The following is a 22,139-nucleotide window of genomic DNA, read 5'->3' on the forward strand; positions in this document are numbered from 1 at the left end:
GCTTGCACCCTGCAGATTGAATCCGCAGTGTACCTTTCCGGTTCCGCTATATGACCCGGGACCCCGGCTGACCAAGAGCGTGCACGTTCTAAACGGCACATCAAAAGGCGCAGCTGAGGGGTAAAGCCCACCGCTATATGAAGGCTGAAGGTTAACAGGGAAGACGCAAATATCCACGATACGGCAAATCAACCCACCTGTCTACCCCACATTTCGCCTGAATGCAAGCACGGTTGCTGCAGGCACCTATGCGGCCACCGCGGACGGAATGTTGTTCGGGGCTCCATCGTTGAATGGAGAGGTGATGGGGGCCACGATAGCCTAGGCTCACCACCCTTGATCGGAAGAGAGAAAATGAGCACCCCTTCAGACAAAAGGGACAACAACGACGTTGTCATCCTTTCCGCCACCCGTACCCCCCAGGGCAGGTTGAACGGTCAACTGGCTGGACTCACCGCCGTCGAGCTCGGTGCGCACGCCATTTCAGGCGCCATCGCGGCGAGCGGGCTCACCGCGGACAAAGTCGACGCTGTGATCATGGGACAGGTCCTGCAAGCGGGAGCCGGCCAGAATCCTGCCCGGCAGAGTGCCATAGCCGCCGGCATCGGATGGAACATCCCGGCCGTCACCATCAACAAGGTCTGTCTTTCCGGACTGACTGCCGTGATCGATGCCGCACGAATGATCCGCAGCGGCGATGCCACCGTTGTGGTTGCCGGCGGTCAGGAATCGATGAGCCGCGCTCCCCATTTGTTGCCAGGCTCACGGCAAGGGTGGAGCTACGGGGCAATCCAGGCTCTCGACGTTGCGGCACATGACGGCCTCACGGACGCTTTTGATGGCCAGTCGATGGGCCTGTCCACCGAGATCAAGAACCTCTCCCTGGGCATCGACCGCCGCTCCCAGGATGAAGTGGCCGCTGCTTCACACCAGCGTGCCGCCGCGGCCGCAGAGCAAGGAGTGTTCGACGGCGAGATCACACCCATCAGCATCAAACAGCGCAAGGGCGAACCCCTGGTGTTGACAAGCGACGAAGGGGTCCGCCCCCAGACCACTCTCGAGACCTTGGCCCCCCTGAAGGGCGCCTTCGCCACCGATGGGACCATCACGGCAGGCAACTCGTCCCCCCTGTCCGACGGCGCCTCCGCACTGGTGCTCACGAGCCGTCGCTTTGCCGAGGAGAACGGTCTCGAGTATCTTGCCGTCCTCGGCAAGCCCGGGCAAGTGGCCGGGCCTGACAACAGCCTGCATTCGCAGCCGTCCAACGCCATCCGGCATGCTTTGGACCGCGCCGGATGGACAACTGCCGATCTGGACTTCATCGAGATCAACGAAGCGTTCGGCTCGGTTGCGGTGCAGTCCTTGAAGGACCTGGACTATCCCTTGGAGAAGTGCAATATCCATGGCGGGGCAATCGCTATTGGGCATCCGATCGGGGCCTCCGGGGCCCGGCTTGCCCTGCATGCGGCCCACGAGCTGAAGCGCCGCGGCAAGGGCAAGGCGGCAGTCGCATTGTGTGGCGGCGGCGGTCAAGGCGAAGCACTGCTCCTCTACCGCGACTAGGAATTCGGCAGCGGCAGCGGCCACTTGAGAAATGAGGCATGAATGCGGGGCACTGAGCGATTCCTGGCCGACGCAGCCGCCCGCGGACTGGAGGTCCAGCTCGTGGAACGGGCGGCGGCCGGAAGTCTTGAGGACGCGGCCCGCATCATGGGGATCACGCCGTCGGACATTGTGAAGTCCCTTGTGGTCAAACAGCGGGACGGCACTTTCCTGTTCGCACTGGTTCCTGGTGATCGGCAGATCTCCTGGCCAAAACTGCGCGCCCTCCTCGGCGTCAACAAGCTGTCCATGCCCTCCGCCGATATCGCCTTCGAGGCCACCGGCTATGAGCGCGGCACCATCACTCCGTTGGGAAGCTCAAAGCCTTGGCCGGTCTATGCCGACGCCAGCATCGCGGGACGACGGGTATCCATGGGTGCCGGCGAACACGGATTCAGCGCTTTCGTGAAGGCCGACGAACTGGCTGCCGCGTTGCAGGCCGTCGTGGCCGACATCAGCGACCCCATCTGACCCTTCCAAACGCAACGCGGGGTCACTTACGGCCCATCCAGCAGCGCCCAGTGGGCCATAAGTGACCCCGCGTTGCTCTTAAATGCAGGAAGCCCCGTCCGGACGAATCCGGACGGGGCTTCCTGGGTAAAGCGAATTACCCGAAGAGGCGAGTTACTTGACAGTAACCGTGGCGCCTGCAGCTTCGAGCTGGTCCTTGGCCTTCTCTGCAGCTTCCTTGGTGGCGCCTTCGAGGACAGCCTTCGGTGCACCGTCAACCAGGTCCTTGGCTTCCTTGAGGCCGAGGGAGGTGATAGCGCGAACTTCCTTGATCACTGCGATCTTCTTTTCGCCGGCAGCTTCGAGGATGACATCAAATTCGGTCTTCTCTTCAACTTCTTCGCCAGCGCCGCCCGCAGCCGGGCCTGCAACTGCAACAGCAGCAGCAGTAACTTCGAAGGTCTCTTCGAAGAGCTTGACGAACTCGGAGAGCTCGATGATGGTCAGTTCCTTGAAAGCTTCAATGAGCTCTTCGTTGCTGAGCTTCGCCATGTTTGGCGTCCTTCCTTTAGGTGGTGCTGCCACGGACATCGTCCGTTACCGCACCGCAGTTTGATTGGGGGGAGAACTTAGTTCTCTTCGGTTGCTGCTTCAGCGGCTTCAGCCGGAGCGGCAGCCTCTTCTGCAGCAGCCTCGGCGGGAGCCTCTTCGGCAGCCGGTGCTTCTTCAGCGGCCGGTGCTACAGCGCCGCCCTCTTCTTCAAGCTTGAGGCGCAGAGCGTCAATGATGCGTGCAGCGGCGGCAGCAGGTGCCTTGAGGATGCCTGCAACCTTGGCGAGCTGCAGCTCACGGGACTCGAGGGCTGCCAGAGCGGCAACCTCTGCTGCGTTCAGTGCCTTGCCTTCGAAGTAACCGGTCTTGATGACCAGCTGCTTGTTGACCTTGGCAAAGTCCGTCAGGCTCTTGGCGGCAGCAACCGCGTCACCCTTGATGAATGCAATCGCAGTGGGGCCGGCGAGCTGACCGTCGAATGCTTCGACACCAGCTTCCTTGGCTGCAATGGCGGTCAGGGTGTTCTTGACGACCGAGAACTTGGTGTCCAGGCCGAGAGAAACACGCAGCTCCTTGAGCTGTGCGACAGAGAGCCCGCGGTATTCGGTCAGGACAGCGGCGTTCGATTCCTTGAAATCGTTCGTGATCTCAGCGACTGCAGAGATCTTGCTTGGCGTTGCCATAACCCTCCTTCCGGGGAATAAAGCCGGTCTTCCGGGTCCCCGCTCAAAAGAGCTGTAACTAAAAAACGCCCCGCGCAGATGCACGGGGCTTGACTCGACGCGATCACATGATCGTGGAGACTTGCTTCGTTCACCTGCGCCGGCCGCCCTTTGTCAGGGTCCTTCGTCAGGGAAGCCACTTGATTCTTCCGCGCGTGGCTGCAGTGTTGAGCTGCGCACAGAGGAGTGGATTCCCATCAACCGACGGTCTTTGGTAGTTCAAGCTTACGGGACGGGTAAGTGCATCACCAAATCACGCCGCCTCACTCAGAGGAAGTGACCCTGGGACCCATGTCCGGCAGCTCCTTTTGCCAAAGCCCTGTGACTCCTGCCGTGGTAAATCCCAATTGCTTGTTCACTGTCAGCAGGTACCGATTTTCCGGGGCATTCCAGGTGTAGATCACCCGAGCGTCCGGGAACTGCTCGCTGAGGCGCTGCATATTGGCCACCTTGATCAGGAGTCCGAGCTTGTTTCCCCGGTGCTCCTGCAGGACGATCGTGTCGTCTTGGAAGACGACATCCTGGCGTTGCGCCAGGACGCCAATAGTAGTGAGTCCAACGATGCGCCCGCTGGCGACGTGCTCGACGGCGGTGACCACCGTTCGGCGCCCCTGCGCGACGGCGGCGTCTTCCGCCTGACGCAGGACGCCGGCGTCGAATACTAACTGCTGCTGCTCAGCTTCAGCGGTCTCGCCGCCCTCCGACACAACTTCGCCGGCAGCGTTCTCGAGCGCAGCCACGGCCTCCAGCCATTGCTCGGGGCAACGGTCCGTCCAGTGGTGGACGCGGTACCGGCCGGCATTCGCATCCTCTGCTTCGGCCTCGAGCTCGGCGACGAGCTTCGAGTCCAACGGGAGGGCGCAGGAACTGAACTGTTCGATGTGCTGGAGGGTGTAGCCGGTACGCCGGGCGAAGTCGACCTCGCGGCTGGCCAGGGGGACGAACCCGAGGCCACTGCCCGGCACCAATTGTTCGTCGGCACCCCCGTGCAGGGACGCGGCAGGGTGGTTGGTGTCCACCATGATCATCGTTCTGCCCTCGCTCTTGGCGAAATGTTCGGCGGCCTCCAGAAGCTGCCGCCCTACGCCCCTGCGTTGGAACTCCGGGAGGATATCGAGGGTGAATTCCGCCAGGTCCATGTTGTCGGCAAGCGGGAGCGCGATGTCGACCGTGCCGACGATGCGCCCGTCAACGCGGGCCACCAGAATGACCTGGCGTTCGTAAGGATCTGCCAGTTCGAGCAGTTTCTCCAACGGCGTGTAGGCGAGGTCGTCGCTCCCCCAGATCTGCATCCGGACTTTGCGGCTGACTTCCACGGCGGCGAGGAAATCCTTCGCGTCATCGGCGTCAAGGGAATCCGGGATCCAGAGTTGGCCGATCTCCACCGTGCTCGTCATTTGGTCCTCTTTTGCCATTCGCCGTCGTATCCCACCGGTCGGAAGCCGAGCTGTACGTTGATGGCCAGCATATGTTCGTTTTCCTCGGCGTTAAAAGTCATGACGCGTTGGACGGCCGGATATTCTGCTTGCAGTCGCCTCAGGTTCGCCAATTTCACGAGCATCCCCAGTCCGTGGCCTCGGTGCGGGCTTGCCACCAAGGTGTCGTCCTGATCAGCCATCCACGGCTTCGCAGGATCGAGGTAAATCACCGTGTAAGCGGCGAGTTCCCCGGTTGGGCGATGTTGCGCAGCTGCCACAAGGGCGGTCCGGCCCTCGGCAAGTGCAGTGTCCTCAAGTTGCCTGACGCGTGCCGCGTCCCACGCCTCTGCCTCAATCTCAAGGCCTCCGGCGGGAGTGTCCGTGCTCATCCGCCCCATGAGAACCGCCATCTGCTCCACGTATTCGCCGGGGCAACGGTTGGTCCAGCCAAGGACCCCGTATGCGGCATCCGCTTTGGAATGCGCCATGAACTCAAGGTTCGCCCACTCCGCGTTGTGGTCCATTTCCAGTCTGCTGAACCTACTTGTCTGTTCGAGGCTGTATCCATTCTTGAGGCAGAAGGCGACGTCCGAACCAGATCCGGATACTCCCCCGGCTCCCGCGGCCGGGGCAAGGGGACCGGTCCCTTCGAAGCCGACGGGGTGTTCGGTGTGCGCCTGCAGGACATGCCTTCCCTGAGCCGTCGCGACCTCCTCCACGGTGCGGAGCAATGCGGTTCCGATTCCAAGCCGGCGGTGTCTCTGCAGGACATCTACATGTAGCCACGCGGTGCCGACGTTGTCTTTGAGCGGAACGTGGCAAGAAGCGTAGCCGACGATGCCTCCATCAACCCGCGCAAGAAAGTTCCTGGATACCTCATAGGGGGTGTCGCGCCATGCAGCAAGCCGGACCGCCGCCGAGGATGCCCTGTCCAAGTTTCCCCAGGTTTCCAGCACCGTGGCGTCCATCGCGGACGAGAGTTCCCGGAACACCTCGCCGTCCGGCCCTTCCAGGGACTCCGGCAGATCGAACTCATGGATGCTGAAGTCCGGAAGCTGGCCTGTCATGTCCTCAGCCTAATCAGCGGCCGCCGGCCGCGATAGGTGCCCGACGCCGGGAGGTGCGGGACGCCGTCGTACGCTTCACCGTGCCGCGAAGGCAGCTCCTCAATCGGACAAAAAGGACCGCCCGGCGATTGCCGGACGGTCCTTTCAGAGTCGATGCTCCCAGTGGCTTACGCCTCGGTGAGGACCTTGGTGACGTTCGGGTCAACGGAGATGCCCGGGCCGAACGTGGTGGCGACCGTAGCCTTCTGGATGTAGCGGCCCTTGGAAGCGGACGGCTTCAGGCGAAGCACCTCTTCCAGAGCGGCTGCGTAGTTCTCGGCCAGCTTCAGTTCATCGAAGGAAACCTTGCCGATGATGAAGTGCAGGTTCGAGTGCTTGTCGACGCGGAAGTCGATCTTGCCACCCTTGATGTCGTTGACAGCCTTGGTGACATCTGCGGTCACGGTACCGGTCTTGGGGTTCGGCATGAGGTTACGCGGGCCGAGGACCTTACCGAGACGGCCAACCTTGCCCATGAGGTCAGGGGTTGCCACTGCGGCGTCGAAGTCGGTCCAGCCGGCTGCGATCTTTTCGATCAGGTCATCGGAACCAACGAAGTCGGCGCCTGCAGCGATTGCTGCTTCGGCCTTGTCGCCCGTTGCGAAAACCAGGACGCGGGCAGTCTTACCCGTGCCGTGCGGCAGGTTGACGGTGCCGCGGACCATCTGGTCGGCCTTACGCGGGTCAACGCCCAAACGGAAAGCGACCTCAACGGTGGCGTCGAACTTGGACGGGTTGGTGTCCTTGGCGAGCTTGATGGCCTCGAACGGGGCGTAGAACTTGTCTGCCTCGATCTTGGCTACGGCTGCCTCATATGCTTTGCTGCGCTTTGCCATGCTGCTTATTCTCCTTGTGCAGTTGTGGTCTGCGGACCGCGCTGGGCCCTGCCACAGTTGGGAATCCGGCGTGGATCTCCAACATTCTCAATATTTCAATGGTGCCGGTTTCCCGGCGGTCGAAGGCTGGTATTAGCCTTCGACGGTGATGCCCATGGAGCGTGCGGTGCCGGCGATAATCTTGGCAGCACCCTCAAGGCTGGTGGCGTTGAGGTCTTCCATCTTGGTGGTGGCGATCTCGTTAACCTGTGCCTGGGTCAGCTTGGCAACCTTGACGGTGTGCGGCGTGGCCGAACCCTTGGCAACGCCTGCGGCCTTCTTAATGAGCTCTGCAGCCGGCGGAGTCTTGGTGATGAAGGTGAAGGAGCGGTCTTCGTAGACCGTGATTTCAACCGGGATAACGTTTCCGCGCTGGGCTTCCGTTGCAGCGTTGTACGCCTTGCAGAATTCCATGATGTTGACACCGTGCTGGCCAAGCGCAGGACCGATCGGCGGGGCCGGGTTGGCGGCACCTGCCTGGATCTGCAGCTTGATGAGGCCGGTGACCTTCTTCTTGGGAGCCAATGTAGGTCCTTCTCTCAATAACTTCCTAGGACACAGGAGCGTGCCTCAGGTTTGCGGCCGCCATGGCAAGGCGACCCACCGCTCCGTGGCTGCTAAGCCGGCAACCGCGGGGCGAAATTCTGGGATCAACTAGATCTTGGAGACCTGGTTGAATGCGAGCGTCACCGGGGTTTCGCGTTCAAAGATCGACACCAGAACCACAAGCGTCTGGGAATCCATCTTGATCTCGGAGATCGTTGCGGGAAGGGTCTCGAACGGACCTTCCTTGACGATGACCGACTCTCCGACCTCGAAGTCGATGTCCACCGGGGTCTGGTGCTGCTTGTTGACCGGCTTGCCCTTCTCGGCCTGCTGCTCTTCGAAGACCGGAGCCAGCATGGAGAAGACCTCGTCGAGGCGAAGAGGGACGGGGTTGTGGGCGTTTCCCACGAAGCCGGTGACACCCGGGGTGTGGCGAACGGCGCCCCAGGACGCGTCAGTCAGGTCCATACGGACGAGGACATAACCCGGAATGCGGACGCGGTTGATGATCTTGCGCTGGGCGTTCTTGATCTCGACCACTTCCTCCATAGGCACCTGGATTTCGAAGATGTAATCTTCCATGTCCAGGGTCTGGATGCGGGTCTCAAGGTTGGCCTTGACGCGGTTTTCGTAGCCGGCGTAGGAGTGGATGACGTACCAGTCACCTTCCTGGCGGCGAAGCTTGGCCTTGAACTCGTCAGCGGGGTCGGCGGCCGCTACAGCTGCAGCGGCGGCCAAGGCGTCGGCGTCGTCGGAAGACTCGTCGTCGGACTCATCCTGGTCGGCGTCATCGACGTCGGCAGTTTCGGGCGCAGCAGAATCGACCTCGGACCCTTCCGTGGCGTCAGCCTCGGGGTGGTCCGTGCTTTCAGCGGGCCCATCCAGCTCAGTCTCAGTTACCTCGAGCTCCTGCTCAGACACTTGGTCTCCTGCTTCCTCATTGCCTAACATGCCTATTTAAATGGCTCAATTCCGCAAACCCTGTGAAATCCCTTGGTCATTCACAGGATTTCACGCGGTTTACGGAGCGATCCGCTTAGCGGTTCGTGACGCCAGTACCGCCGAAGACCCATTTGATTCCAGTGCCGAAGGCCAGATCCAGCAGGGTGACGATGATCATCATGATGGTCACGAACACCAGCACCACGAGCGTGTAGTTGATCAGTTCCTTGCGGGTGGGCGCAACGACCTTCTTGAGCTCGCCAATTACCTGGCGAACAAAAAGTGCGATTCGAGCGAAGAAACCGGAATCGGTTTTCTTGGCAGGGCGGCCCTTCGAGCTGCTCGCAGCTGTTTCGGTCACCTGATCCTCACTCATCTATGCAAACGTCGTTGACCCGACTCTGATCAGAGCCATGGTTGCTGCGCATGTTCCGGGTGAACCCCCGGAACAGCTTGCGCAGGGCAGACAGGACTCGAACCTGCAACCTGCGGTTTTGGAGACCGCTGCGCTACCAATTGCGCCACTACCCTATGGAACGAATCCATATTTTGGCCGCAATCCAACAAAGCCGAGAACCCCCTGGGGACCAGGAGATTCCGGACCCAGTCTGGGGCGCGAACCATTGTGATGTTTTTCAACACCGGTGAACCAGTCTACGCAACAACGTCGCGATAGTCGAACCGGGTCATTTCCGGAGTGTTCAGTCCGTCCCGTTCGTGTGATCAGCCTCAACTGTCACTTTCCCGGTGTTAGCCCGATAGCTCCGCAGAACAGCATAAAGTAGATTCCGTCGAATCCCACCATCCAGCTCATGAGCTGCCAGCGAAGAACGGTGCCTTAATGTCTGCCGGAACACCTGCCGCCCGCATTTCACAGCGAATTTCCGCCATCGCCGAATCCGCCACCCTTGCCGTTGACGCCAAGGCCAAGGCGCTCAAGGCAGCGGGTCGTCCCGTGATTGGCTTCGGCGCCGGGGAGCCCGACTTCCCGACACCCGACTACATAGTGAAGGCCGCCGTCGAAGCCGCCGCCCAGCCGAAGTACCACCGCTACTCCCCCGCAGCTGGCCTGCCGGAACTGAAGCAGGCCATTGCGGACAAGACGTTCCGCGATTCCGGCTACAAGGTCGACGCTTCCCAGGTGATGGTCACCAATGGCGGCAAACAGGCTGTTTACAACACCTTCGCCACGCTTGTTGACCCGGGCGACGAGGTCATCATCCCCACGCCTTTCTGGACTACCTACCCGGAGGCAATCCGCTTGGCCGGAGGCGTTCCTGTTGAGGTTTTCGCCGGCCCGGAGCAGGGTTACCTGGTCACCGTGGAACAGCTTGAGGCCGCGGTCACGGACAAGACGAAGATCCTGCTTTTCGTCTCCCCGTCCAACCCCACGGGTGCCGTCTACAGCGCCGAACAGGTGGCAGAGATCGGAAAATGGGCAGCGGCCAAGGGCCTCTGGGTCGTCACCGACGAAATCTATGAGCACCTGACCTACGACGGCGTGCCCTTCACCTCGATTGCCACCGCCGCACCCGAGCTCGGCGACAAGGTGGTCATCCTCAACGGGGTGGCGAAGACTTATGCGATGACCGGATGGCGGGTCGGATGGATGATCGGCCCCGCCGACGTCATCAAGGCCGCAACCAACCTCCAGTCGCACGCGACGTCGAACGTTTCGAACATCATGCAGATCGCGGCCCTGGCCGCAGTCTCCGGTCCGCTGACCGCCGTCGACGAGATGAAGGTTGCCTTCGACCGCCGCCGCAAGGCGATTGTCGCCGGACTGAACGCGATCGAGGGTGTGGAATGCCCGACGCCGGCCGGCGCCTTCTACGTGTACGCCGACGTCCGCGGGCTGCTGGGTAAGGAATTCCCGGCGTCGAACGGTCCTGTCCGTCCATCAACGTCTGCTGAGCTTGCGTCGCTGATCCTCGACGAAGTTGAAGTCGCGGTCGTTCCGGGCGAAGCCTTCGGCCCTTCGGGTTACGTGCGCTTGTCCTACGCCCTGGGTGACGAGGACCTCGCCGAGGGCGTTCGACGCCTGCAGAAGTTCCTCGGCCAGGCCAAGTAACCTTTCGCCTGCACAAACGCTCGCTCACCTTGAGATGAAGGTGAGCGAGCGTTTGGCTTTAAGGCACCACAGGTGAGCGGGCGTCAGAGGAGGCGGCGCTCGGCGGCCCATTTCGTCAGTTCGTGGCGGCTGGAGAGCTGGAGCTTGCGAAGCACCGCGGATACATGGGTTTCCACGGTCTTGATCGAAATGAACAGTTCTTTGGCAACCTCCTTGTAGCTGTAGCCTCGCGCGATGAGTCGCATGACTTCCAGTTCCCTGGCAGAGAGGCGGTCCAGTTCGTCGTCGGCGATCTCCGCAGGTGAGGTCCCGAACGCGTCCAACACAAAACCCGCCAACCGCGGCGAGAACACGGCGTCGCCGTCGGCCACACGGATTACGGCGTCTGAGATCTCCGGGCCGGAAATGGTCTTGGTGACGTAGCCGCGTGCCCCTGCCCGGATGACTGCTACCACGTCCTCGGCGGCGTCGGATACGCTCAGGGCCAGGAAACTGGTACCCCCGCGCAACGGAGCGGACGCGCTAATCACCTCCCGCCCGCCGCCGCCCAGGCCACCGGGCAAGTGAACGTCAAGCAGCACCACTTCCGGATGAACCTCGCTGATGACCGCGATGGCTTGCTCCACGGTTCCGGCTTCGCCCACCACCTCGATCCTGGAATCGAGATCGGCCTTGAGGCCGGAACGGAAAATGGCATGATCGTCCACGATCACCACCCGGACCGTCCGCTGTGAATGTTCTGGCCGAATTTGTTCTGCAGGGCAGTTCATGTTCTGGTCTCTCCGTTTCGGTTCTCTGCTTTGTCGGCGTACTCGACAGGCAGCTTCAGGCGAACCTCGGTGCCCTCGGAGCTGCTGCTGATGACTGCGGTACCTCCGTGACGTTTCATCCTGCCGATGATTGATTCTTTGACGCCAAGCCGGTCTTCCGGAACGGTATCCGGGTCAAAGCCCGGTCCTCGGTCCCTGACGAAAACCTCGCTGCCGGCATCGGAGCTCTCGAGGTAGACGGACACGGCTCCGCCGCCATGCCGGGCCGCATTGTGCATAGCCTCGCGGGCCGCCAGGACGAGGGCTTCGTGCCGGTCGGTCATGGCCGCGTCCCCTACGCTGACAACGTCCACCGCGTGCCCATGCGCGTCCTCCACCTCGGCTGCGGCTGCGGCAATCCGCTCCGCCAGGAGTCCCGGGTCCTTGGCGGCGTCCCGGTATAGCCACGTCCGCAGTTCACGCTCCTGGGCACGGGCGAGGCGGATCACGTCTTGCTCCGAACCGGCCCGACGCTGGATCAAGGCAAGCGTCTGCAACACTGAGTCGTGCAGATGGGCGGCAATCTCGGCCCGTTCGGTCTCGCGCACGCGTCCTGCACGCTCGGTTTCAAGGTCTTTCCAGAACTTCAGCCCCCACGGCAGCAGCACCAGGGCAACGCCGCCCAACACTGCGACCGAAGCCAGCAGCGCGAGCCAGGTCTGCTCCCACGAGCCGGAACCGGACACCATCACCAGCACTCCAGCAACCACCAACGCGAGTCCCGCAGCCAGGCGGACCCACCCGCCGGCTTGGTCCGCTTTGGTCTTGTCCACCAGTCCGGCCCTGCGCGTCTCATCCAGTTGCATCCACGCGATCGCCGCGCCGCCAAGAATGGCTGCAGCCGGGATCAGGGTGCCGAGGGGCACCTCGACGCCGAACTGCCGGGCGATGAGGATAGCAGCCACGAGAAGGAGACCGGCCCCCAGCAGCATCTCTTTCCCGTACTGGATGTGCCGAACCCTGAACCAGGAAGCGAATACGGGAGCAGCGCTGGACTGGGCAGAAGGGGGCCCTAGCGGCGGCGCTCCGAGGTCGGGCGCTCTTCTGTCGACACCGTCGGGCACCCCGGGAGCCCAATCAGCCGGAGTCCAACTGGGGACTGGCGCTGCCACCGCGGCTGGCGCGGGGCCAGCGAAAGGAGGCATGCTCACCGCGGGGGCAATGGGCGACGCCGGGCGGCGGCTATTGCGGCGGGCGCTCTCATCGGCCGTAGGCACCATAACCCAAAGCCAAGCATAGAACGCCAGGCCGGCACCGCCTGCAAACGAAGCAAGGACCATCCCGAGCCGAACGTACTTCACGGGCCAACCCAAGTGGTCGGCCAGGCCGCTGCACACGCCCGCAATGACGCGGTCGCTACTGCGGACCAGCGGCGGGCGTTGCGTGGCGATTGTCATGAATCCATCCAAACACGGATCAAGGCCTTCGACCCTGGAAGCGGGGCATCTCAGGGGGCCACTCAGGGAACGTTCAGGGTATCCCCCAATAGAACGGGACGGTCGCCGGACGGCAAGATCGAGGTATGAATCCGAACAGCATGAATCCAGAGGAATCCGCACACCCAGCGGATCCCGGGCAACCCGAGGAATCCAAGAAAAACGGGGAAACCGGCTCGCCGGAAGAACCGGTCCGGCCAAGCCCCGGCAGCACCGGTGGCAGCGGCAGCGACGCACCGGCCTACGCAGTGCCCGCTCCCCCACAGACCTTTTTCACCTGGATCCGAAGCCAAGGCATCAGCCGCGGCCAGGACCGGTGGATGGGAGGTGTGGCCAGCGGCATCGCACACCGCTTCGGCATCGATCCCTTGATCGTCCGCGGCATCTTCATCGTCCTGACCGTCTTCGCCGGCATCGGCATCCTGCTCTACGGCATCGCCTGGGCCCTCCTGCCCGAACCCGACGGCCGCATCCACGCCCAGGAAGCAGGGGCAGGCCGGTGGTCTGGCGGCATGACGGGTGCCGTGATCACCACCATCATCGGATTGCCAGGCCTCGGCCGCGGATTCTGGGGATGGGGTTGGAACGGCCTTCCGGGACTCTTCTGGACGCTGTTCTGGGTAGGCGGCGTCATCTACCTGATCTACTTCCTGGTCCAGCGCAGCAAATCCCGCAACGGAGGACGAACCATGGGAACCAAACACCCTGCGCCTGCTCCGGGTACCTCAGGTGGGGTCGGCACCCCAGGCGGCGCCTACGGTACAGCGCAGGGCACCTCATATGAAAGCGTGCACGGGTACGGCGCTGGATCGGCGTCGGGCACTCCCCCGGGTCCCTTCAATCCCGCTGGGCCCTACCCGCCGAGCGGCGGACCCAACCAGCCCCAGCGGCCGAAGCGGCAAGGACCGGGCGCGGCTATCGTGGCTGTCTCCGCGGGCGCGGCCTTGCTGGCGGGCGGAACTCTCAAGCTGCTCGACGCCGGCAATGTCATTCACCTCGGCGACGCCGCCAACGCGGTGGTTTGGGCCACGGGTGCCGGAGTCCTCGGCCTCGGCATCCTGGTAGCCGGGCTTCGAGGCCGCACGTCGGGACTGCTCGGATTCCTTGCCATCGCGACTCTTGTGATCGGGGGCATCTTCAATATCGCACCCAATGCCGACCACTTCCGTCTCCAGAATGGTCAATGGAATCCCGTGAGCATTGACGATGCCCGCAAAGGCTTCGACATTACCGGAGCCAACGGAACTGTTGACTTGACCAAGCTAAACCTGAGCGCGCCGCTGAACTCCGACGTCGTGGTTCCGATGGATGTAACGGCAAGCAACATCAAACTCCTCATCCCCGCGACCGTGCCGGTGGAGGTCCAAGCAGACATGACCTTCGCGAACCTCAAGCAGGACGGCAGCGCCGTCACCCAAAGCAACGGTGGTACCCGGGACAGCTTCAACACTGACAAGCCCGGCGCCAAGCTGGTCGTCAAGCTCAACGGCACCTTCAGCAACGTCACCGTCCAGGAAGGAAACTGACATGAGCACGCACGAACCTAAGCCCGCGTTTGAAACCGGACAGTCAGCACCCGAGCTCCGGGCGCAAGCTGCCCGCGCCAGGGTTGGCACTGTGGTCTGGGGTCTGATCGTCCTGGCATTGGCGAGCCTGATCATCGTTTCCAAGCTCGGCCTTGTGGCCCTCAACGGCAATTACGTACTGATCGGACTCATGATCGGGGCCGGAGCGGCCCTCGTGGTCGGCGGCCTGGTGTCGGCCCGCTCCCGAAAAGGCAACGGGTCCGGCCCGGGCTCCAGCGCCGCCGGTTCCGACCACCAGTAGCAACCAGCACGTGACAAAGCAGCCACAACAGGGAAGGCTCTAGCCATGAACAAGTTCTTCAGCATCGTACGGGGCATCGGCCTGAAGCGCGGTCCGCAGCGTTGGATCGGAGGGGTCTGCGGTGGCATTGCCGCCAAACTGAATGTGGACGTGGCCTACGTCCGCGTTGGCTACCTGCTTTTCTGCCTGCTACCAGGGCCTGCCGTGGTGATCTACGTGGTGGCATGGCTGCTGCTTCCCAACCAGAGCGGCGCCATTGCGCTGGAGTCTTTCCTCAACCAACGTTCGCAAGGCAAGAAATAGACCAGCCCGGCCCGGAGGATTCACTGGGCCGGTCGGGTTCGCGCTAGCGCTCCGCCACCCTGGCGGGGCGCTGGTTTTTGACCCGGTCCCTAAGCTCGGCTCTCGGGCGATATTTCCACACGGTTTCAAAGGTCTCATCCCCGCCGCCAGTCATGGTTTGTGTCCCACCCCACATTGACGCCTACAATCGTTGTGAGCTCAGCGTGGCGCTCTACACGTATACCTCCTAGCCAGGATTTGAGCCCTCATGAAAATTGGAATCCTTACCAGCGGTGGCGACTGCCCCGGACTCAACGCGGTTATCCGTGGCGCCGTCCTCAAGGGAATTGCCATTCACGGCCAGGAATTCGTCGGTTTCCGGGACGGTTGGCGAGGCGTCGTGGAGGGCGACGTCATCGACATTCCCCGTACCATGGTCCGCGGTATCGCCAAGCAAGGCGGAACCATCCTCGGTACGTCCCGCACCAACCCGTTCGAGAACGGCGGCGGCCCGGATGTCATCAAGGCCCACATGGACCGCCTCGGCATCGATGCCATCATTGCCATCGGTGGCGAAGGCACCTTGGCTGCCGCCAAACGCCTCACCGACGCCGGGTTGAAAATCGTCGGTGTACCCAAGACTGTGGACAACGACCTCGACGCCACCGACTACACCTTCGGTTTCGATACCGCAGTCCAGATCGCCACCGAGGCCATCGACCGGTTGCGCACCACCGGAGAATCGCACCACCGCTGCATGATTGCCGAGGTCATGGGCCGCCACGTGGGCTGGATCGCCCTGCACGCGGGTATGGCCGCCGGCGCGCACGCCATCCTGATCCCCGAGCAGAAGGTCAGCATCGAGCAGATCACCGAGTGGGTCCAGGAGGCCCACGATCGTGGCCGCGCACCCTTGATTGTTGTTGCCGAAGGCTTTGTTCCCGACCACATGGAGGCACCGCACTCCGAACGCGGCCTGGATACTTTCGGCCGGCCCCGTCTGGGCGGCATCGCGGACCAGCTCGCTCCGGAAATCGAAGCCCGGACCGGGATCGAAACCCGCGCCACGATCCTGGGCCACATCCAGCGCGGCGGTGTCCCGTCGGCGTTTGACCGCGTTCTGGCCACCCGATTGGGCATGGCAGCCATTGATTCCGTGGTGGAGGGACGCTGGGGGACCATGGTGGCCCTGAAAGGCACGGACATCGAGCATGTGGGCTTCGAAGCTGCCCTTGGCAAGCTCAAGACCGTTCCACAGAACCGCTACGACGAAGCCGCGGTCTTGTTCGGCTAGACCGGATCCGGAAAGGGCAAGCAGGCAGTGCCTGGTTGCCCTTTCCTTTTCGTGGAACTGCCTAGACTCGATGTCATGGAACTTGATGCGGGATCAGCCGAAATTGTGCTGCTGGCCTGGGCCCGGCATTTAGGGTTCGACGACGAAGCCTTCAGTTTCGTCTCCGGCTCACCCGCTGCCCGCACCGGGGAGCGGTTGGTCCGGGAAGACGAGGATGCTGAATCCATCACCTTCGTGCGGCTCTTTGGCCGCTCCGCCCTGGTGGCTCCGGCATGGGCGGTGGCTGCCGCCGTCGAGCTCTCGGACGATCAGCTGAGCGAGCATTCCGCGTTGTTGCGACTCAGCCGCGAGCACGGGGGCCATGGCCTCGGAACATCCGCGTTGCTTTTCGCCGACGACCTTCCCCTCTTCCAACCCGGCGGCGAAGTCACGGTGTCCCACGGCCATCCCGAGGCGATCGAATTGGAGGCCAAATGCCCTCCGGACGACGTCAATGAAGTCCACCTTTCAAGGATGGACCACCATTTCACGGTGATGGATGGCAACGATCCGGGCCGCAAACCCGTGGCTTGCGGAGCCTACGCCGAGTGGCAGGGGATCCTCGCAGATATGGGCGTCCTTGTGCCGCCGGAATTGCGCCGGCAAGGGCTGGGGACTTTGGCTGCCTCGATCGCTGCCCACGAGGCACTCGCCTCCGGCCTGACGCTGCAATGGCGAACGGCGCTGGACAACAGGGGCTCCATGGCCTTGGCGCGAAGGCTGGGATTCGTCGACGGCGGTATCCAGACCTCCGTGCTGCTCCGCTAACGCCTTTCTTGGCCGCGAGTTGGCAGAAGATGCCCCCCGGATTTTGAGGGCATCTTCTGCCAACTCGCGCGGGCTAACGGCTCCCTTGGCTGCCGTCCTGCGAAACGGTCTCAGGCTTGACCTCGGCAACACCCGCCGGGGAACCCCAGCCCTGGACGGCTTTGGGTTTGCCGAACAACAACGCTGCTACTGCGCCCAGCAGAATCGCGAAGGCGGGCAGCAAGACGGACTGGCTCATCGCCGTCGAGAAGCCGTCATGCAGGAATTCAGGCAACTTGCCGGTGAATCCTCCTTCGCCGGCCGGGGCGGCACCTGGACGAGCCGCCGGCAGTTCGGCCGCGAGCCGGGACTGGATCAGGGCGGCAATCGCGGCTGATCCCAGTACCGCACCGATCTGGCGCGTCGTGTTGAAAACACCGGAACCGGCGCCCGCCGAGCGCGGCGGGAGGTTGCGTGTGGTGGCGTTGGAGACCGGGCCCCAAATGAAACCGTTGGCCACACCCTGGAGGGCGCTGGGCAACAGGAACATCCAGATCGGGGTGTCCGGCTTCAAGAGCGTCGAGGTCCAGAAGAGTGCCCCGGACAGGCAGACGAGGCCGAATGCGGCGAACCATCGCGGGTTGATCCGGTCGATCAGCTTGCCAACGAAAGGCGCCAGCGCACCGGAGATCACGGCCATGGGGATCATAAGCAACGCGGACTGCGTGGGAGTCAGCCCGCGGACCACCTGGTAGTAAAAAATGGTGGGCAGCGGGAACGCAGTGATGGTGAAGCCCACCGCCATGATGGTGGTGTTGCCCAGCGAGAAGTTGCGGTCCTTGAACAGTCCCAGGGGCAGCAAGGGCTCGCCGCCGCGGCGCTCAAGCAGCCACTGCCACAAGACAAATACGGCCAGGATAACAAGGCCGGTGATGATCAGTCCCCACACCGTGATGGCCCCGGTAACAGTGCCCCACTTGTAGCTCTGGCCCTCTTGGATGCCAAAGACCAGCAGGAACATGCCGGCGGCGGACAGCAGCACACCTACGACGTCGAACTTGTGGCTGTGCGTGGTCAGCTTCGGGACGAGGCGGGTCACGAGGACAAATGCGACGATGCCGATGGGAACGTTGACGAAAAAGATCCACTGCCAACCGAAGCCGTCAACCAGCACGCCGCCGAGGATCGGGCCTACGAGGATGGCCATACCCGCGGTGGCTCCCCAAAGGCCCATGGCTGCGCCGCGGCGGTCCGGCGGGAAGATCCGGGTGATGACGGCCATGGTTTGCGGAGTCATCATGGCTGCGCCGATGCCCTGAACTACCCTGGCCGTGATCAGCGTGGCGATGTCGCCTGAAATCCCGCACCACAGCGAAGCAAGGGTAAAGACGACGAGGCCGATCAGGTACAGGTTCTTGGGGCCGAAGCGGTCACCGAGCCTGCCGGTGATCAACAACGGCACCGCGTATGCGAGGAGGTAAGCGCTCGTCACCCAGATGACGGCATTGATATCGGTGTGGAGGCCCTCCATGATCCGCGGGTTTGCCACGGAAACGATGGTGGTGTCGATCAGGATCATGAAGAACCCGACCACGAGGGACCACAGTGCGGGCCACGGTTTAGTTACGTTTTCCATGGGATTCCTTTGACTGTGCTGAATTTCTTGCAAGATGGTGCGTTGGAGGGGCAGTTACCACGGCAATTGCCCGCTGCGGAGATCATTCCGGAAGCCGCGGATCCAGTCGATTTCCGTACGCAGCATTGACTGTTGGTACTTGATATCGATCCAGAACTTCGGCTCGACGCCCTTGGCGGCGACTGCTTCTTCACCACGAAGCAGGAAATCGAGTTGTTTTTGCAGGTTCGCTACCCGGTGGTCCAGGAGTTCGAGCACGACGCCGGACGGCAGGTTGTGTGCCTCAGCTATCGCGTGGGGGAAGCTCGGGTATTCGTTCACGGGTTCCGCCAGCATGTTCTTGAGGCGCTCGGTCAACGCCTCCCGGCCAGCTCCGGTGATCCGGTAGGTTGTGCGCTCAGGCCGGTTGCCTGCGCGGTCAATACCAGTCGCCTCCACGAAGCCACTCTCTTCCAGGCGCCCCACTGCGTGGTAGAGCGTCCCCGGCCGCACCTTGACCAAGCGATCCTCGTGGCGCGCCATCAGGAGCTGGTACATCTCGTACGGGTGCATGGGCGCCTCGACAAGGAGGGCAAGTGCAGCGACCCCAAGTGGAGTCAGTGCGGCTCGTGCCATTTTTCATCCTCCGTGCGAACTATTCCACAACAACTATTCCACATGGAATATTAGACCGCAAGGTAGCTGCGACGAGACAGCCGCCAACCGCGGGCCAGTCAGGCGGCCCTGCGCCGGCCTGCTAACCTAGCATCCGTGGCCTAGCCGAGCAGTGCGAGAATCTCCTTGCGGGCAAACATTCTGGCGGCGTCGCGCGCTGTGGGGACTCCGGCGTCGGGATCTGCTCCGGCGTCAATGAGCACCCGGGCTACTTCCGTGTAGCCCTTGAAAACCGCGCCTGCCAGCGGCGTCTGGCCGCGGTCGTTCGCGGCGTTCGCGTCGGCACCGTGGTAGAGCAGAAGCTGAACGGTCTCAGGGTGGCCGTGGTACGCCGCCAGCATCAGGAGTGAATCACCCGCGGCGTTGCTCATTCCAGCAGGCGCACCGGCATTGAGGTAGCTGCGCAAGAGCTCCGAGTTGCCCTCCCGGGCGGCATCGAGCAACGTCTGCGCCAAGGCGATGGCCTCGTCATCGACACCCGTTGTTTGGGCTTCAGCGCCCGTTGTTTCGCTCATCGGTGGGGTCCCTTCAGGAATCCGGTCTGGCGTCCCACGACCTGCCCGGCGTCGGGCGCAACGATTACTTCCTGGACGGCCGGATAGGGTTCCTCACCATCCACGACGGTCAGCACTTCCAGCGGATCCACAGACCGCTTGATGAGCGCCAGCCCTACTGCTCCCATTTCGAAGTGCTGGGCCACAGAAGTCAGCGTACCCACCTTGCGTTCCCCGGCAAATACGACGCTGCCTGCCGCCGGGAGGGTGTGCTGCGAGCCGTCCAGTTGCAGGAAGACAAGCCGCCGGGGCGGGTGTCCCAGGTTGTGGACGCGGGCGATGGTTTCCTGGCCCTTGTAGCAGCCCTTGTTCAAATGGACCGATGTCCGCAGGAGATCGAGCTCGTGCGGAATGGTCTTCTCGTCCGTCTCCGCGCCAAGCCGGGGACGCCACGCGGCAATGCGAAGCGCTTCCGCAGCCAACGAGCCGGCCAACGCCATCCCATCGACGGCCGCTTCAAGCTCGTCCGCGGGAATGAGGTATTCGAACCACGGCCGTTCAAGACCGGGATGGGAGCTTTCCTCCACCACGCTGTAGGAATAGCCGCCGACGCCGATATGCGGCCACGGGTCTTCCCAAACGAGCCGCCCGGACCAGGCGTCAACCGCCTTGGTGGAACCGACGACGGCCCAATCGTCCGTTACGTCAGCCACTTCGACCCTCAACATGAACCTCATTTTGCCGAGCCACTCGGCCAGCGGGGCAGCCTCGGCGGCTTCGACGAGCAGCCAGGTGGTCTCGCCGTCGTCCACCACGCGGGCATCAAACTCGATGCGGCCCTGGATGGTGAGGAGCAGCAGTTCGCTCGAGACACCCGGCTGAAGGTTGGTCAGTTGCTGCGAAGACAGGGTGTTGAGCCAGCTGAGACGGTCTGGTCCAGTGACCGTGACAACCCCACGATAGGAAAGATCGACGACGGCGGTGCCGGCGGCCAGTGCGCGCTGCTCCCGCAGGGGCTCGCCGTAGTGGGCCGCGACGCCGGAGTCCTCGCCGCCGCCTTCTACTGCTCGGGGGCGCGACAAAAGGGGGCTCTTGTAAGTCATATGTAGTAGAAGTCCTTGAGGCTCAGCGGTATTCCGGGTTTTCAAAATCGAAGCGTGTACCGGCTTTCCACTCCTCGGGGAGGTTGCCGTAGGCGGGAATGCCCCCCACATCCTTGAGCATACGAGCGTAATGGAGCAGGTTCCAGGTCATGAACGTGGTGTTCCGGTTGGTGAAGTCGCTCTCAGGGCCGCCGGAGCCTTCGTCGAGGTAGCTGGGGCCAGGACCGACGGCGCCGATCCAGCCGGCATCAGCCTGTGGCGGAATGGTGAACCCGACATGCTGGAGGCTGTACAGGATGTTCATGGCGCAGTGCTTGATGCCGTCCTCGTTGCCCGTGATGAGGCAGCCGCCAACCTTCGGATAGTACGCCCACTGGCCCTTGCTGTTGAGCTCGCCCGAATGGGCGTAGAGACGTTCGATGAGCTTCTTGGTCTCGGAGGAATTGTCGCCGAGCCAGATGGGGCCGGCCACCACCACGATGTCGGCTTCCAGCACCGCCGGATATAGCTCCGGCCATTCGTCCGTGGCCCAGCCATGTTCGCGCATGTCGGGATACACTCCGGCAGCGACGTTGTGGTCCACGGTTCGGATGACGCGGGTGCTGACTCCCTGCTTCTCCATGATGCGCCGGCTGATAGCTATCAGGCCGTCGGTGTTGCTCACTTGCGGGGACGGCTTGAGCGTCCCGTTGAAGAACACAGCCTTGAGATCGTCATAGCTGGCAGGTTTTGCTGCTTCGTTCACTTGCTGCTCCCTTTTTGATCGAGCTGCGAAACGGGACGTTCAGTGGGACCTTTCTCGGTGGACCTTGAAGCTCAATGAGACTTGAAGCCAGCGGACCGACTCTCCTAGGAGAGCTTGTTCAGAAAAGCCGAAGCATGGGCCTCGAGCGACTTCCCCGGGGTAGACACATCCCAGCGCCACAGCAGGTTGCCGTCTACGAGGCCGAAAATGCGTGTGGCCGCAGTGTATTCCTTGGAGTGGCCGCCACGCATCACCATGTCTGTGCTCATCTGGATCTGCGGCCCCTTGATCTGGCCGTAGTAGAGCTCGCTGATGCCGCCGGGGTGGGCGATCGACACCGAGATATCGAACCCGCCGTCAGCGTTCCGATGGGCCTCGACGTCGTCGGCAGTCTTCAATGCCGGGACAATATCCGCGGGGATCAGGCCCGGACCGCCGTCGGCGTCAATCATTTTCCGCTCCAGCGCCCAGAAGCCGGTCTCGACCGTCAGAGGCCGCAGCTTGGTGCCGTCCTCATCACTGAGCCAGCTTTCGGCGCGGTACTCCAGGTATGGCAGGCCGTGATGCGTGAAGGAGACGTGCTGGATGAAATGATCCGAGTCTTCGTCGCCGCTTCCAAGCCGTCCCCGGCCTTCCCACTCACCAATGAGCCAGGAAAGGGGTACCAGTTCGGGTGTCAGGTCTGAAGGAATTTCAATGGGCACAGCAACTACCTCAGTGGACCAGAAGGTACAGAAGCTCTACTTCTGGCCCTTGAAGAGACGGTAAACGACAAAACCGGCAAACCAC

24 protein-coding genes and 1 tRNA gene are annotated in these 22,139 nt (G+C 62.6%); 8 read left to right on the plus strand and 17 right to left on the minus strand.

Going from position 1 to position 22,139, the window contains the following annotated elements; translation table 11 throughout:
- Positions 1-354: 354 nt before the first annotated feature.
- A complete protein-coding gene (locus LFT43_RS15435) occupies positions 355-1,563 on the plus strand; it encodes an acetyl-CoA C-acetyltransferase (RefSeq protein ID WP_395798185.1) in 1,209 nt (402 codons plus the stop codon).
- A gap of 42 nt (positions 1,564-1,605) precedes the next feature.
- Positions 1,606-2,073 (plus strand): aminoacyl-tRNA deacylase, encoded by a 468-nt coding sequence (locus LFT43_RS15440; protein ID WP_395798187.1) that lies wholly within the window; start codon positions 1,606-1,608, stop codon positions 2,071-2,073.
- A 153-nt stretch (positions 2,074-2,226) separates the two neighbouring features.
- On the opposite strand, the gene rplL is transcribed toward LFT43_RS15440, so the two are convergent.
- The 9 genes from rplL to LFT43_RS15485 all read right to left on the minus strand — a co-directional run bounded on the left by rplL (position 2,227) and on the right by LFT43_RS15485 (position 8,744).
- Positions 2,227-2,604, minus strand: a complete 378-nt coding sequence (gene rplL / locus LFT43_RS15445) for a 50S ribosomal protein L7/L12 (RefSeq protein ID WP_395798189.1) — start codon at positions 2,602-2,604, stop codon at positions 2,227-2,229.
- Positions 2,605-2,681: 77 nt separating this feature from the next.
- Entirely contained in the window at positions 2,682-3,287 is a 606-nt protein-coding gene (gene rplJ, locus LFT43_RS15450) for a 50S ribosomal protein L10 (RefSeq protein ID WP_395798191.1), read from the minus strand.
- A 302-nt stretch (positions 3,288-3,589) separates the two neighbouring features.
- Positions 3,590-4,741, minus strand: a complete 1,152-nt coding sequence (locus LFT43_RS15455; protein ID WP_395798193.1) for a GNAT family N-acetyltransferase — start codon at positions 4,739-4,741, stop codon at positions 3,590-3,592.
- On the minus strand, positions 4,720-5,811 hold the full coding sequence (locus LFT43_RS15460) for a GNAT family N-acetyltransferase (RefSeq protein WP_395798195.1): 1,092 nt from the start codon (positions 5,809-5,811) through the stop codon (positions 4,720-4,722). Before LFT43_RS15460 ends, LFT43_RS15455 begins: the two co-directional genes overlap by 22 nt.
- A gap of 167 nt (positions 5,812-5,978) precedes the next feature.
- The gene (rplA, locus tag LFT43_RS15465; RefSeq protein WP_234749040.1) at positions 5,979-6,686 is read right to left on the minus strand and encodes a 50S ribosomal protein L1; all 708 of its coding nucleotides are present in this window, start codon (positions 6,684-6,686) and stop codon (positions 5,979-5,981) included.
- A 132-nt stretch (positions 6,687-6,818) separates the two neighbouring features.
- Complete coding sequence (rplK, locus tag LFT43_RS15470; protein WP_018773647.1) at positions 6,819-7,250, minus strand: 50S ribosomal protein L11; 432 nt, start codon at positions 7,248-7,250, stop codon at positions 6,819-6,821.
- A 129-nt stretch (positions 7,251-7,379) separates the two neighbouring features.
- Positions 7,380-8,192, minus strand: coding sequence for a transcription termination/antitermination protein NusG (gene nusG / locus LFT43_RS15475; RefSeq protein WP_395798198.1), 813 nt, complete (start codon positions 8,190-8,192; stop codon positions 7,380-7,382).
- A 115-nt stretch (positions 8,193-8,307) separates the two neighbouring features.
- Entirely contained in the window at positions 8,308-8,589 is a 282-nt protein-coding gene (secE, locus tag LFT43_RS15480; RefSeq protein WP_395798201.1) for a preprotein translocase subunit SecE, read from the minus strand.
- 82 nt (positions 8,590-8,671) lie between these two features.
- Positions 8,672-8,744 (minus strand) — tRNA-Trp (locus LFT43_RS15485).
- A 310-nt stretch (positions 8,745-9,054) separates the two neighbouring features.
- Between LFT43_RS15485 and LFT43_RS15490 the strand changes: the two genes are divergently transcribed.
- Positions 9,055-10,284, plus strand: coding sequence for a pyridoxal phosphate-dependent aminotransferase (locus tag LFT43_RS15490; protein ID WP_395798203.1), 1,230 nt, complete (start codon positions 9,055-9,057; stop codon positions 10,282-10,284).
- 83 nt (positions 10,285-10,367) lie between these two features.
- Here LFT43_RS15490 and LFT43_RS15495 read toward each other — a convergent pair whose 3' ends face one another.
- Together LFT43_RS15495 and LFT43_RS15500 are read right to left on the minus strand one after the other, a co-directional pair.
- Positions 10,368-11,054, minus strand: coding sequence for a LuxR C-terminal-related transcriptional regulator (locus LFT43_RS15495; protein WP_395798205.1), 687 nt, complete (start codon positions 11,052-11,054; stop codon positions 10,368-10,370).
- Entirely contained in the window at positions 11,051-12,490 is a 1,440-nt protein-coding gene (locus LFT43_RS15500) for a PspC domain-containing protein (protein WP_395798207.1), read from the minus strand. Before LFT43_RS15500 ends, LFT43_RS15495 begins: the two co-directional genes overlap by 4 nt.
- 125 nt (positions 12,491-12,615) lie before the next feature.
- Between LFT43_RS15500 and LFT43_RS15505 the strand changes: the two genes are divergently transcribed.
- From LFT43_RS15505 to LFT43_RS15525, 5 genes are all read left to right on the plus strand, one after another.
- Entirely contained in the window at positions 12,616-14,055 is a 1,440-nt protein-coding gene (locus LFT43_RS15505; protein WP_395798209.1) for a PspC domain-containing protein, read from the plus strand.
- A 1-nt stretch (position 14,056) separates the two neighbouring features.
- Complete coding sequence (locus LFT43_RS15510; RefSeq protein ID WP_395798211.1) at positions 14,057-14,356, plus strand: hypothetical protein; 300 nt, start codon at positions 14,057-14,059, stop codon at positions 14,354-14,356.
- Between the two features lie 45 nt (positions 14,357-14,401).
- A complete protein-coding gene (locus LFT43_RS15515; RefSeq protein WP_395798213.1) occupies positions 14,402-14,659 on the plus strand; it encodes a PspC domain-containing protein in 258 nt (85 codons plus the stop codon).
- A gap of 247 nt (positions 14,660-14,906) precedes the next feature.
- The gene (locus LFT43_RS15520) at positions 14,907-15,932 is read left to right on the plus strand and encodes an ATP-dependent 6-phosphofructokinase (protein WP_234749032.1); all 1,026 of its coding nucleotides are present in this window, start codon (positions 14,907-14,909) and stop codon (positions 15,930-15,932) included.
- A 75-nt stretch (positions 15,933-16,007) separates the two neighbouring features.
- Positions 16,008-16,739, plus strand: a complete 732-nt coding sequence (locus LFT43_RS15525; protein WP_395798215.1) for a GNAT family N-acetyltransferase — start codon at positions 16,008-16,010, stop codon at positions 16,737-16,739.
- 73 nt (positions 16,740-16,812) lie between these two features.
- Here LFT43_RS15525 and LFT43_RS15530 read toward each other — a convergent pair whose 3' ends face one another.
- From LFT43_RS15530 to LFT43_RS15555, 6 genes are all read right to left on the minus strand, one after another.
- A complete protein-coding gene (locus tag LFT43_RS15530) occupies positions 16,813-18,354 on the minus strand; it encodes a DHA2 family efflux MFS transporter permease subunit (protein ID WP_395798217.1) in 1,542 nt (513 codons plus the stop codon).
- Positions 18,355-18,408: 54 nt separating this feature from the next.
- Complete coding sequence (locus LFT43_RS15535; RefSeq protein WP_395798219.1) at positions 18,409-18,969, minus strand: PadR family transcriptional regulator; 561 nt, start codon at positions 18,967-18,969, stop codon at positions 18,409-18,411.
- Between the two features lie 140 nt (positions 18,970-19,109).
- Positions 19,110-19,523 carry an ankyrin repeat domain-containing protein gene (locus LFT43_RS15540; RefSeq protein ID WP_395798221.1) on the minus strand — a complete coding sequence of 138 codons (414 nt, stop codon included), beginning with the start codon at positions 19,521-19,523 and terminating at the stop codon, positions 19,110-19,112.
- Complete coding sequence (locus LFT43_RS15545; RefSeq protein ID WP_395798223.1) at positions 19,520-20,605, minus strand: YgfZ/GcvT domain-containing protein; 1,086 nt, start codon at positions 20,603-20,605, stop codon at positions 19,520-19,522. The genes LFT43_RS15540 and LFT43_RS15545 overlap by 4 nt, the downstream gene beginning before the upstream one ends.
- A gap of 22 nt (positions 20,606-20,627) precedes the next feature.
- Complete coding sequence (locus LFT43_RS15550; protein ID WP_395798225.1) at positions 20,628-21,350, minus strand: flavodoxin family protein; 723 nt, start codon at positions 21,348-21,350, stop codon at positions 20,628-20,630.
- A gap of 104 nt (positions 21,351-21,454) precedes the next feature.
- Entirely contained in the window at positions 21,455-22,054 is a 600-nt protein-coding gene (locus tag LFT43_RS15555) for an FABP family protein (RefSeq protein ID WP_395798227.1), read from the minus strand.
- Between the last annotated feature and the right edge of the window lie 85 nt (positions 22,055-22,139).

The organism is Arthrobacter sp. FW306-04-A (assembly GCF_044358315.1).
Taxonomy (GTDB): domain Bacteria; phylum Actinomycetota; class Actinomycetes; order Actinomycetales; family Micrococcaceae; genus Arthrobacter.